This window comes from Streptomyces sp. NRRL S-31 (genome assembly GCF_000718775.1).
In the GTDB taxonomy this organism is placed as follows: domain Bacteria; phylum Actinomycetota; class Actinomycetes; order Streptomycetales; family Streptomycetaceae; genus Streptomyces.
The window spans coordinates 63,957-76,361 of sequence record NZ_JOCB01000028.1; the positions used below are offsets into that span (position 1 = coordinate 63,957).

The 12,405-nt window shown below is 73.6% G+C and carries 10 protein-coding genes; 1 reads left to right on the top strand and 9 read right to left on the bottom strand.

Annotation, left to right across the window (positions count from 1 at the left end; genetic code table 11):
• Nucleotides 1-96: 96 nt before the first annotated feature.
• The 5 genes from IF37_RS0113820 to IF37_RS0113845 form a co-directional block, all read right to left on the bottom strand.
• Nucleotides 97-2,319 (bottom strand): FUSC family protein, encoded by a 2,223-nt coding sequence (locus tag IF37_RS0113820; protein ID WP_030741440.1) that lies wholly within the window; start codon nt 2,317-2,319, stop codon nt 97-99.
• A 93-nt stretch (nt 2,320-2,412) separates the two neighbouring features.
• Nucleotides 2,413-2,622, bottom strand: a complete 210-nt coding sequence (locus IF37_RS0113825; RefSeq protein WP_030741443.1) for a DUF4287 domain-containing protein — start codon at nt 2,620-2,622, stop codon at nt 2,413-2,415.
• Nucleotides 2,623-2,719: 97 nt separating this feature from the next.
• A complete protein-coding gene (locus IF37_RS0113830) occupies nt 2,720-4,096 on the bottom strand; it encodes an NAD(P)/FAD-dependent oxidoreductase (protein ID WP_030741446.1) in 1,377 nt (458 codons plus the stop codon).
• Nucleotides 4,097-4,354: 258 nt separating this feature from the next.
• The gene (locus IF37_RS0113840; protein ID WP_030741449.1) at nt 4,355-4,789 is read right to left on the bottom strand and encodes an ATP-binding protein; all 435 of its coding nucleotides are present in this window, start codon (nt 4,787-4,789) and stop codon (nt 4,355-4,357) included.
• 151 nt (nt 4,790-4,940) lie between these two features.
• Nucleotides 4,941-6,842, bottom strand: coding sequence for a long-chain fatty acid--CoA ligase (locus IF37_RS0113845; protein WP_030741451.1), 1,902 nt, complete (start codon nt 6,840-6,842; stop codon nt 4,941-4,943).
• Nucleotides 6,843-6,991: 149 nt separating this feature from the next.
• Here IF37_RS0113845 and IF37_RS0113850 point away from each other — a divergent pair, with 149 nt between their 5' ends.
• The gene (locus IF37_RS0113850) at nt 6,992-7,225 is read left to right on the top strand and encodes a DUF6480 family protein (RefSeq protein ID WP_030741453.1); all 234 of its coding nucleotides are present in this window, start codon (nt 6,992-6,994) and stop codon (nt 7,223-7,225) included.
• Between the two features lie 16 nt (nt 7,226-7,241).
• On the opposite strand, the gene IF37_RS0113855 is transcribed toward IF37_RS0113850, so the two are convergent.
• From IF37_RS0113855 to IF37_RS0113870, 4 genes are all read right to left on the bottom strand, one after another.
• Nucleotides 7,242-8,330: a glutamate--cysteine ligase gene (locus IF37_RS0113855; protein WP_030741456.1), complete on the bottom strand. Its 1,089-nt coding sequence runs from the start codon at nt 8,328-8,330 to the stop codon at nt 7,242-7,244.
• A 94-nt stretch (nt 8,331-8,424) separates the two neighbouring features.
• On the bottom strand, nt 8,425-10,626 hold the full coding sequence (glgB, locus tag IF37_RS0113860) for a 1,4-alpha-glucan branching enzyme (RefSeq protein WP_030741458.1): 2,202 nt from the start codon (nt 10,624-10,626) through the stop codon (nt 8,425-8,427).
• Between the two features lie 3 nt (nt 10,627-10,629).
• The gene (locus IF37_RS0113865; RefSeq protein ID WP_030741461.1) at nt 10,630-11,994 is read right to left on the bottom strand and encodes a hypothetical protein; all 1,365 of its coding nucleotides are present in this window, start codon (nt 11,992-11,994) and stop codon (nt 10,630-10,632) included.
• 32 nt (nt 11,995-12,026) lie between these two features.
• Nucleotides 12,027-12,405, bottom strand: a 379-nt coding sequence (locus IF37_RS0113870; protein ID WP_030741464.1) for an alpha-glucosidase C-terminal domain-containing protein, incomplete at its 5' end; no start/stop codon positions are given.

Below are 12,405 nucleotides of genomic sequence, written 5' to 3' on the forward strand. Positions count from 1 at the left end.
GGGGAGTGCCGTACCGGGGGTCGCGGACCCGCGCCGGCCCGGACGGGACCCGGGCGTCGCGGACCCGGGCCGATCCGGACGGAAACCCGCCGGCCCTCACCTGCCCGGCCGTGCCGGCCCGCCGGTGACGCCCAGCGGACGCGCCAGACCGGACACCGCCTCGTCCAGCCGTTGCAGATGGCGCAGCACCCGGTCGGTCACGCGGCCGTAGCGCGGGGTGCGCAGGGTGCCCGGCTCCAGCATCGACGCGATGCTCGGACCGCTCTCGATCTCCACGGCGGCCCGCGGGTCGCCCACATGCGTCGCGATCGCCTCGATGTTGTGCACGATCCGCCCGCACGCCCCGCGCAGCCGCGGGTCCGCCGCGATCGCCGGGTGGGTCGGCAGCAGCTCGGCGGTGGCCGCGAGGGACCGCCCGTGGTACGCGCAGGTCTCCAGCAGCGCCACCACGTACCGGGCCGTGTTCCGGCGCGAGCGCATCGGCGTGATCGGGTGGGTCAGCGGCTGGGTGGCCGCCCGCAGATCGGCCAGCGCCTGGTCCAGCTCACGCGCCTGCTCCACCAGATCGCCGCCGGCCCCGCCGCTCAGCTGGTCCACGGCGCCCCGGGTGACGTCCGCCAGCCGGTCCAGGACCGCCACCAGCAGGTCGTTGGTCCGGCGGTCGGTGTGGACGGGCAGCACCACCGCCGCGGCGAACACCCCGCAGGCCGCGCCGAGGGCCGTCTCCGCCACCCGCAGCATCAGCACCGACATGCTGTACGTGTTCAGCAGCGTGTACAGCAGGCCCAGCATCGCCGTGACGAAGAACGACATCAGCGTGTACGACAGCGGCGCGGTGTAGAACATCGCGAAGATGAACACCAGCACCAGCGCGAACGCCGTCCAGGTGTGGTGTCCCACCAGCCCGGCGAGCACGATGCCGGCCACCACGCCGAGGACCGTGCCCACCAGCCGCCGGTAGCCCTTCACCAGGATCTCCCCGGTGGAGGCGGTGTTAATGAACACGATCCAGCAGGTCAGCACCGCCCAGTACCAGCGCTGGCTGGACAGCAGCTCACCGCCGACGATGGCCAGCGAGGAACCGACGGCCACCTGGACGGCGGCCCGGGTGGTCGGCCGCTTCAGACCGGTCGGCTCGGCCGCCTCAGGTTCGTTCTCCTCGCTGATCTCGATCGCGGTGTCCTCCGCGTCCAGCTCCTCGCGCGAACGGGCGGTCGCGGGCGTGTCGTCGGACTCGTCCTGCGGCCCGTCCAGCGCGAGGCGCAGACCGAGCGCGGCCCGGGCGGCCTCGCCGAGCCCCCGGAAGACGTCCTGCACCGCCGGGGAGCCCTCGGGCAGGTTCTCCTCCTCGCGATAGCCCAGCAGCCGGTTGCGCACCTGGGCCAGCGCGGTTCCCCGTGCCTCCCCGGCCGGCCGCAGCATCAGCACCCGCAGCGCCTCCAGGTCCCGGCGCAGCGCCGCCGTCGCCTGGTCCCGCACCGGCAGCTCGCCCCCGGAGGGCACCGGGGCGCCCGGCAGGTGCAGGGTGAGCGTGTCGGTCCGCTCGGCGCTGCGCGCGGTGAGCAGCAGCAGCCCGAGCCGCTCGGCGGCGATCTCGGCGTCCGCGACCCGGCGCTGGAGCAGCCGGGCCACCGCCGGGTCCGAGGTGCCGTCCTCCAGCCGGCCCTGGATCAGCAGCGCCGTCTCGTGCAGCCGCGCGGTGCGGGTGCGCAGCTCCTCCAGCACCTTCTCCACCTCGTCGGGCCCGGCGTCCAGCAACTCGGCCTGTACGGCGAGCAACTGGGCGAGCCGGGCCCGGAAGGCCCGCCGCAGCCGGTCCAGGGTCCCCGCCGCGGTCTGCGGCAGGAGCACGAACCGGGCGACGGCGCTGCTCGCGAACGCCACGCAGATGACGCCGTACAACGGGAGCAGCCCGGACGTCGTCGCGCGGACGAACAGGGAGAGGAAGTAGACCTGGAACCCGATCAGCCCCAGCGCCGTGCCCCGGTCGCCGAACCGGCGGCCGTAGACGGCGCTGAAGATCAGGGCGACGAAGAACAGGTCGCCGACGATCACCCGTTGGTTGAGCAGCGCGCCCAGCGACACCGAGGCCAGCGCCACCGGCAGGCCGACCGCGAGGGTGACGGCCTGCGGGCGCGGCTGCTTCTCCCGTACGGCGAAGGTGGCGACCATCGCCGCCATGGCCCCGGCGACCAGCTGGGGCACCGGGACGCGCAGCGCGGCGAGGACGGCCAGGGCGAGGGCGATCGCGGTGACCGTGCGCAGTCCCGCGGTGAGCCGGAGCAGCCCGGGATCCGACGCCGCCAGCCGGTCCCACATCCGTACCCGTACCGACCGTCGTGCTGCCCTCACGCCGCGCGCTCTCCCGTGTCAGATTTCGATCTCCGACCCAGCATCGCACGCGGGCGGGTCCTACCTGTCCTCGGCCAGGGTCGCGGCCACCAGGGCGTTCGCGTGCCCGTGCCCGAGACCGTGCGCGGCCTTGAGCCAGCCGACCAGCTCCATGTGCTTCGTCAGGGCCGAGGAGCGGATCAGTTCCTGCCACTCGCCGACCGGGCGGCCGTACTTCCTCTCGATCGAGGGGAAGTAGCTCGCCGGGCCCTTCACGGTCTTCTCGCTCATGGTGGTGCGTGCCTTCCGTGTGACGTTCGCCGATCACCGGTGCAGACGGCCGGACCGGTGCGGAATGATCGGCGGTCGCCCGGTGATCCACGTCACATCAGGGCTGGTCGGTCGTCGCGCCCTCCACCCGGGCCCGTACCTGCTCCGGCGTCAGATAGGCGTCGGTGAACTCGAAGTCCTTCAGCCGGGCGGGCTTGCGGGCCTGGAAACCGGTGCGGACGAAGTCGTCACCCGCGATCGCGTTCAGCAGCCAGTTGGTCATCACCCGGGCCTTGGCGACGTTGGTGCGCAGCGCCGACCAGTGGTAGCCGCGGGCCACCGCCTGCGCGGCCACCCCGCGCAGCTCGACACCGAGCGGTTTGGAGACCGCGTCCTTGCCGCCGAGGTCGACGACGAGCCCGAGGTCCTTGTGCACGTACGGCTGCATCCGCTGGCCGCGCAGTGTCGCGATGACGTTGTCGGCGACCGACCTGCCCTGCCGCATGGCGTGCTGCGCGGTGGGCGGGCAGACGGCGCCCTCCTGTCCCTTGGCCAGGTCCGGCACGGCCGCGGAGTCGCCGAGCGCGAACACCCCGTCGTGCCCCGGCAGGCACATCTCGGCGGTCACCGCCAGTCGGCCCTTGACCGTCTCCGCGCCGAGCGTGGCGATCAGCGGGCTGGCGACCACTCCGGCCGTCCAGATCAGGGTGTGCGTGGGCACCACCCGGCCGTCGGTGAAGGTGACCTCCTCCAGGCCGGCCTTGTCGATCGACACGCCCAGCGAGACGTCGATGCCGCGCCGCCGCAGGATCTCCTGCGCGCTGCGGCCGAGTTTCTCCCCCAGCTCCGGCATGAGCCGGGGCGCGATGTCGATCAGGTGCCACTTGATCAGGCCGGGGTCGAGGCGCGGGTAGCGCCGCACGGCGGCGTGCGTCAGCCGCTGGAGGCAGGCCGCGGTCTCGGTGCCCGCGTATCCGCCGCCGACCACCACGAACTGGAGCCGCGCGGCCCGCTCGGCCGGGTCGTCACTGGCGTCGGCCAGGTCCAGCTGCGAGATGACGTGGTCGCGGACGTAGGCGGCCTCGGCGAGCGTCTTCATCCCGAAGGCGTGCTCCGTCAGGCCGGGGATGTCGAAGGTGCGGGTCACGCTGCCCGGCGCCAGCACGATGTAGTCGTACCGCTCGTTGACGATCTTGTCGGTGATGGTGCGGATGACGCACACCTTGGACTTCAGGTCCACCCCGATCGCTCCGCCGGGGATGATCCGGGTGCGGTACTTCCGGCTGCGGCGCAGCGACAGCGCGATCGACTGCGGCGTCAGCACGCCGGAGGCGACCTGGGGCAGCAGGGGAAGGTAGAGCTGGTAGGCGAACGGCGTCACCAGCGTGACGTCGGCCTCGTCAGGGGCGAGTTTCCGCTCCAGGCGGCGGACGCACTCCACTCCGGCGAAGCCTGCGCCGACCACCAGGATCCTGGGTCGTGTCACGGTGTCCATCCCTTCCTGCGGGTCCGGGCGGTCCGGCTCGCCGCCGTTCGCATGCCCGGACCGCCGCGCGCCACATCCGATCCCACCGTGCCGCCGGCCGTTCCGCCGGCCGGCCGGGGCAGGCAGACGAACGCGTGGGGATCAACTGCCCCACTCCCGGACGGAGTAACCGGCCTGAGCACACCTACACGTCGGACCCGGGGAACCAGAACACGGCGGACACGGCGGACACGCCGTCGGCACACGCCGGGGCGGGCCGGGCGGCCGTCACCAGGGCAGGAAGGCGTGGATGTCCTTGCCGTCGTCGTGCACGACGACGCTGACCTGGGAGCACAGCGTGTGCACCAGGTGCCAGCCGATGCCGCCGCCCCCCGTGCGCGGGTGGAAGGGGCGCGGCTCCGGTTTGGTCGTGTTCGTGTCCCGCATCGTCACGTGCACGCCGTCGAAGGTGCGGCGCAGCCGCAGGTCGAACGGGCCCGGCGCGTACTGGATCGCGTTCGCGGCCAGCTCCGTCACGACCAGCAGGATGTCGTCCCAGTACTCCTGCGCGCCCGGTGGCGCCTCCCGGGCCAGCGCGCACAGGAACTCCTCCGCCGCGAGCCGCGCGCCCGTGACGTTGCGCAGCTCCCCGGCGAAGGAGAACGTGCGCTCGTGCTTCTCCTCCGAGGGCGGTGTGTCGTCCCAACGCGGCTCCGTCGCCATCTCGCATTCCCCGGTCCGGATCGCACGGGGCCGGTCCGACCCCGCCGACCAGGACGGTCGTCGTTGCTGATCTCTTGCTGCGCTGCGGGTTCCCCCAGCCGCGCGGACTATCCGTCCGTGCTCGGGGACCGGCGGCACGGGACGTGTCTCCTCAGCGGAAGACGTCGTCCGTCTCGTCCCACTCGGCCGGCTCCCGCACCACCGGCCGGGACCGGAACCGCCCCTGGTACATCGCCTCGATCTCGGCCGCGTAGTGCCGCACGACGGCGTCCCGGCGCGGTTTCAGGGAAGGCGTGAGCAGCCCGTCGTCCACCGCGAACGGTTCCTTCAGGACACGGTAGACCCTGATCGACTCGGCGCGGGACACCGCGCTGTTGGCCGAGGCCACGGCCCGCCCGACCTCCTCCCGCAGCGCGTTCTCCTCCCGGGTCTCCCGGCCCGGCCCCTCGCCCGGCAGCGCCAGGCCGCCCCGCCAGTGCGCCAGGAACTCCGGGTGCAGGGTGATCAGGGCGCCGACACAGGGCCGGTCGTCCCCGACCACCACCGCCTGGTGGACCAGCGGGTGCATGCGCAGCCGCCGCTCCAGCAGGGCGGGCGGCACGCTCGTGCCCCCGCTGGTGACGATGACGTCCTTCTTGCGGCCGGTGATCGTCAGATAGCCCTCCGGGTCCAGCCGCCCGATGTCGCCGGTGGCCAGCCGGCCGCCGCGCAGCACGGCCCGGGTCGCCCGCTCGTCGCCGACGTAGCCCTGGAACACCGACGGCCCGCGGACCAGGATCTCCCCGTCGTCGGCCACCTCGATCCCGGTGCCCGGCAGCGGCAGGCCCACGGTCCCGGACTTCTCCCTGCCGAGCGGCTGCATGGTGATCCCGCCGCCCGCCTCGGTGAGCCCGTACCCGTCGTGCACGAAGACCCCGATGCCGTCGAAGAACAGGCACAGCTCGCGGTCGAGCGACGACCCCCCGGAGGAGCCCCGCACCACCCGGCCGCCGAGGGCGGCCCGCAGCCCGCGGTACACCGTCCGCTCGTACAGGGCGTGTTGCAGCCTCAGGTCCAGCCCGGGGCCCGGTCCGGTGCCCAGCCGCCGGCGCTCCTCCGCCGCGGCGAACTCCCGCGCGGTCCGCGCCGCCCGCTCGAACAGGGTGCCCCGGCCGCTCTGCTGGGCGGTGCGCAGGAACGTCTTGTACAGCCTCTCGAACACCGACGGCACGCCGAACAGGTACGTCGGCCGGAACGAGCGCAGGGACGGCGCCAGCGCCGCCTCGGTCAGCTCCGGCTCGTGCGCCATCAGCACCCCGCCGCGGACACACATGAGCATGATCATCATGCCGTACACATGGGAGAACGGGAGGAAGGCCAGGACGGACGGCTGCTCGCCCGGGGGCGCCGCGGTGTGCGCCCACCCGGCCAGCAGCGTGTCGCAGGGGTAGGCCAGGCCGCGGTGGCTGAGCGCGCAGCCCAGCGGACGCCCCGAGGTCCCCGAGGTGTAGACGACGGCCGCCGTGGCGTCGGGCAGCACGATCCGGCGCAGCGACTCCACCGTGGTGTACGGAACCGGCGCGCCCCGCGCCATGAGGTCGGCGAAGGCGCCCTCGTCCAGCTGCCAGACGTGCCGCAGCCGGGGCAGCCGGGCGCACACGGTGCCCACCGTCATGACGCCCTGCTCGTCCTCCACCACCACGGCCACACAGCCGGCGTCCCGCAGGATCCACTCGACCTGCTCCCGTGAGGAGGCCGGGTGGACCGGCACCACCTCGGCGCCCACCGCCCACAGCGCGTGGGCCAGCACCGTCCACTCGTAGCGGGTCCGGGCCATCAGGGCCACCCGGTGGCCGGGCGAGATCCCGGCGGCGATCAGGCCTTTGGCCAGAGCGACCACCTCGTCCCGCACCCCGGCCGCCGTCACCTCCTCCCAGCCGGCCTCGGCGGGACCGGCGCGGCGGGCCAGCACGGGCAGCGCCGGGCTCCGGTCCGCCACCGCGAAGACGCTGTCGGCGAGGCCGCCGGTGAGCGGCGGCGGGGCGACCGCCGGAGCGAGGGCGACGTTCCGCATGCGCGGCTCCTGGGGTACACGGGGTCACTCCGCCGGACGGCTCGGTGCCGGCGGTGCTCGAATGTAGCCCAGGCGGGCACGTGCGGTGAGGGGATCGGTGAAGTCGTGATCGGCTGATGATCCGGGCGTGTCCTGGGGACTCGGCGGACATGAGCCATGTGAATCCCGATCCGGAACCCGAGCGCACGACCGGACTGGAGCCAGGTGGGGGAGTTCCGCCCGGCGAGACACCGCCCGCCGAGAGCAGCATGCCCGAGGCCGGGCCCCGCGAGCCGCACGTCCAGCACAGGGGCTGGGCCAAGGCACCGCTGACCTTGATCCTTCTGCTGGTCGCCCTGGTGGCGGCGTTCTTCCTGGTGTACGCCCTGATCCTGCTCCTCTAGCCCGTCGGCAGGCCGGTCACCCTTGGGTGCGCCGTACGCACTCGGCGACGACGTCGCGCAGGCTGCCGGTGCGCTCCAGCAGCCCGCGCTGCTCACGCGCGCCGTTCCCGGTCCGCAGCAGCTCCTCGACGGACCGGGCGGCGCGGTCCGCGTCGCCGCTGTCGGCGAGCGCGTCCCGGGTGTGCTCCAGCAGCGACTCCAGCACCCGCGGGGCGGGGCGGGGCCGCAGGGTGACCGGGTCGAGGAGGTCGCCCTCCAGACCGAACCGGGCGGCCTGCCAGTCGCCCAGCCTGAGCAGGCTCACACCGGGATCGTCCGCGGGCCGGCCCGCCCGCCAGTCGCGCGCGGCCGTCTCCACCAGGGCGCGCACGAGCGTCGCGATCAGTACGGCGTTCTCCGCGCCCAGGCACACGTCCGCCACCCGGACCTCCACCGTCGGGTACCGGGCGGACAGCCGGGCGTCGAAGTAGACCATGCCGTCGTCCAGGATGACGCCCGTGTCCACCATCGCGGACACCCGCCGGTGGTACCGCTCGGCGGACCCGAACGGCTCGGTCGGCCCGGCCGACGGCCAGCGGTTCCACACCCGGCTGCGGTAGCTGGCGTAGCCGGTGTCCCGGCCCTGCCAGAACGGCGAGTTGGCGCTGACCGCCCGCAGCACCGGGAGCCAGGGACGGATCCGGTCCAGGACCGCGATGCCCTCCTCGTCGGACTCCACCGACACATGCACGTGGCACCCGCACACCAGCTGGTCCCAGGTGGGCACGCCGTACCGCTCGGCCAGCCACCGGTAGCGCTCGTTGACGCTGAGCTCGGGGCTGACCGGCAGCGGGGAGGTGGCCAGCGCGGCCACCCCGCAGCCTATCTGCCCGGCGTGCCGGGCCGCCTCCTTGCGGCAGCGGACGATCTCGTCCCCGAGGGCCGCCATGTCCGACTGCGGATGCGTGGCGAACTCCAGCATCTGCCCGAACAGCTCCTTCTCGAAGACGTCCTGTCCGGGATCGTCCTGGGCGGCGCGGGCCAGGACCGCCGCCGCCAGTGCCTTCGGATCGCCGCTGTCCGGATCGACCAGGAGGAGTTCCTCCTCCACTCCGACGGTGCGCACGTGGTGCCGCCCTTCTCTTCCCGTGCCACAAGGGGCAGTCGCGGATCTGTACGACCCCGACTGCCCCTCGGACGGCCGCCGACACCTGCGGCCCTCAGCGCTCCGGCGCCAGCCAGACCGTCGCGAGCGGCGGCAGGGTCAGCTCCAGGAACCCGTCCGCGGGCTTCACCGGCGCCCCGGTGCCGACCCCGCCGCCGCCGTAGCGGACGTCGTCCGTGTTCAGCACCTCCCGCCAGGCCGCGAACCCCTCGGGCACCCACAGCCGGTAGCCGTCCCGGACGACGGGGGAGAAGTTCGACACCGCCAGCAGCGGGCCGCCGTCGGCGGCGAACCGCAGGAACGCCAGGACGTTGTCGTCCGCCGCGTCGCACAGCACCCACCGGAAACCGCCCGGGTCGGTGTCCCGCTGCCACAGCGCGGGCGTCGCCCGGTACACCGTGTTCAGCTCGCGGACCAGGCACTGCACGCCCCGGTGGTCGCCGGCGGAGTGGTAGTCGTCGCCGAGCAGCCACCACTCCGGGCCGTGCGCCTCCGACCACTCCGCCCCCTGGGCGAACTCCTGTCCCATGAACAGCAGCTGCTTGCCCGGGTGGGCCCACATGAAGCCCAGGTAGGCGCGGTGGTTGGCGCGTCGCTGCCACCAGTCGCCGGGCATCTTCGACACCAGCGCCTGCTTGCCGTGCACCACCTCGTCGTGCGAGATCGGCAGGACGTAGTTCTCGCTGTAGGCGTACACCATCGAGAAGGTCATCTCGTCGTGGTGGTACTTGCGGTGCACCGGCTCCTTCTGGATGTACTGGAGCGAGTCGTGCATCCAGCCCATGTTCCACTTCAGACCGAAGCCGAGCCCGCCGCTGTCCGTCGGCCGCGTCACCCCGTCCCACGCGGTGGACTCCTCGGCGATCATCACCACGCCCGGGCAGCGCCGGTAGACGGTGGCGTTCATCTCCTGGAGGAAGGCGACCGCGTCCAGGTCCTCCCGGCCGCCGAAGACGTTCGGCTCCCACTGCCCGGAGTCCCGCGAGTAGTCCAGGTAGAGCATGGAGGCCACCGCGTCCACCCGCAGCCCGTCGATGTGGAACTCCTCGCACCAGTAGACGGCGTTGGCGACGAGGAAGTTGCGCACCTCCGTACGGCCGTAGTCGAACTCGTACGTCCCCCAGTCCGGGTGCTCGGCCCGCGTCGGGTTCCCGGGTTCGTACAGCGGGTCCCCGTCGAACCGGGCCAGCGCCCAGTCGTCCTTCGGGAAGTGGGCCGGCACCCAGTCCATGATCACGCCGATGCCGGCCCGGTGACAGGCGTCCACGAAGCAGCGGAAGTCGTCCGGGGAGCCGAGCCGGGGGGTCGGCGCGTAGTACGAGGTGACCTGGTACCCCCACGAGCCGCTGAAGGGATGCCCGGCCACCGGCATCAGCTCCACGTGCGTGAAGCCCATCTCCTTGACGTACGCCGGGAGTTGTTCGGCCAGCTCGCGGTAGGTCGCGCCCGGCCGCCAGGACGGCAGGTGCACCTCGTACACCGAGAACGGCGCCTGGTGCACGGGGGTGGCGCCGCGCTCCGCCATCCACCGGGCGTCGCCCCACTCGTGGTGCGCGGCCGTCACCACCGAGGCGGTGTCCGGCGGCACCTCCGTGCCCCGGGCCATCGGGTCGGCCTTCAGGAACCGGTGCCCGTACCGGGAGGTGATCTCGAACTTGTACCGGGTGCCCTCGCCGATCCCGGGCAGGAACAGCTCCCACACCCCGGACGCGCCGAGCGAGCGCATCGGGTACTGCGTGCCGTCCCAGTACGTGAAGTCCCCGGCCACCCGGACCCCCTGGGCGTTCGGCGCCCACACCGTGAACCGGGTGCCGGCCACGCCCTGGTGGACCATCGGCTCGGCGCCGAGCGCCCGCCACAGCTGCTCGTGCCGGCCCTCCCGGATCAGGTGCAGGTCCAGCTCGCCGAGGGCGGGCAGGAACCGGTACGGGTCGTGCACCTCCCGCTCGCCGTCGTCGTACGCCACCAGCAGGGTGTACGACGGGACCTCCGGGCCGGGCAGGAGGCCGGCGAACAGACCGTCGCCCTCGGAGCGCAGCGGGGTGCGCGTCCCGCCGGCCAGGACGGTCACCGCGCGGGCGTTCGGGCGCAGCGCCCGGACCAGCGTGCCGCCCGGCACCGGGTGGGCGCCCAGCAGGGCGTGCGGATCGTGGTGCGCCCCGGCCAGCAGCCGGCCGCGGTCGGCCGCGTCCAGCGGGGTGGCCGCGGGCGGCAGGGGGCCCGCCGCCTCGGGACGCGTGGTGTCGCGCAGTGCCATGGGTCAGCCTCCCCAGACCGCGAGCCGTTTGATCGCCGCCATCGGAACCGGAAGCCAGTCCGGCCGGTGTCTCGCCTCGTACAGCACCTCGTAGACCGCCCTGTCCGTCTCGTGCGCGCGCAGCAGCGCGTGCTTCTTGCGTGGGTCCCAGCCCGCGCGGGCCGCGTAGCCCGCGCAGAACGCCTCCCGGCAGCGGCGTGCCCACTCGGGTCGCCAGGGGCGGCGCTGCCGGGCCGCGTAGTCGAAGGAGCGCAGCATCCCGGCGACGTCCCGCACCGGGGACTGCGGGGCCCGCCGCTCCGCGAGCGGCCGGGACGGTTCGCCCTCGAAGTCGATGACGAACCAGTCGCGGCCGGCCCGCAGCACCTGTCCGAGGTGCAGGTCGCCGTGGACGCGCTGGACGGGGGGCCCGGTGTCGCAGGTGGCGAGCGCCGCGAACGCGGCCCGCAGACCGGGCACGAAGGGCACCAGCGCGGGTACGGCGTGCGCGGCGGCGTCCAGCCGCGCGCGCATCGCCTCGGCCGTACGGCCGTTCTCGCCCGGTCCGGCCGACGGGAAGGCCTCCGCCAGCGCCAGGTGCACCTCCGCCATGGCCCGGCCCAGCGCGCGGGCCTCGGCGGTGAAGTCGTCGCCCGCGGCGAGCGCGCCGAGCGCCAGCGACCAGCCGTCGGTGGCGTCCGGCAGGAACGGCTGGAGCACCCCGAGGGTGGCCTGGCGCGGGGCGCTCGTGGTGAACCAGGCCACCGGTGCGGGCACCCGCGCGCAGCCCTGCGCGGCCAGTGCGGCCGGCACCTCCAGGTCCGGGTTGACACCCGGCTGGATCCGCCGGAACAGCTTCAGGATGTAGGCGTCGCCGTACACGATCGAGGAGTTGGACTGCTCGGCGTCCAGCAGCCGGGGCGGCAGCCCGCCGGGCACCAGGGCGGCCGGGTCCGCCCCGAACCGGAGCGGTCCCGCCGTGCCGGGCCGCCGCAGCCGCTCCAGCAGCAGATGGGCCGAGCGCGGGTCGTGCAGCGCGTCGTACACCGCGAGTCCGGCCAGCGGGCCCTCGACGGCCCGCCCGATGAAGGCCCGCTCCAGCCGTGGGGCGAGGTGCGGGCGCAGGCCCAGCAGCAACTGGTAGCAGTCCCCGGGCGGGGGAGTGCCGCCCGGGGTGGGCACCGGCGCGTGCGAGGCGTGCACCAGCAGGTGCAGACACCCCGGGAACAGCTCGGTCACGGACAGCACCGACAGATCGGTGACGGGCCGGTCCTTGCCCGCGAACCAGCGTTGCCTCGGCAGCCATTCCCGCAACAGGCCGCCGAGCGAGGCCAGCGGCCCGTCGGCTCCGGTCGCGGTGCGCGGTCGGGGAGTGATGGTCTTCGGCATGGTGACGCGTCCTTTCCTCGGCGCCGGACGGGTCAGCGGCGGCGGCCGATGCGGGATGCGACTCGGGTGAGCCGGAACCAGTAGAAACCGTGGCCTTGCAGGGTCAGCAGGTAGGGCAGTTCGCCGATGGCGGGGAACCGCACCCCGCCGATCAGCTCGACGGGGTGCCGTCCGTCGTAGGCCCGCAGGTCCAGTTCGGTGGGCTGGGCGAAGCGGGAGAAGTTGTGCACGCACAGCACGAGGTCGTCCTCGTACTCGCGCAGAAACGCCAGGACCGCGGGGTTGGAGGAGGTCAGTTCGGTGAACGAGCCGAGTCCGAAGGCGGGGTTCTGCTTGCGGATCTCGATCATGCGGCGGGTCCAGTGCAGCAGCGAGGAGGGCGAGGACATCGACGCCTCGACGTTGGTGACC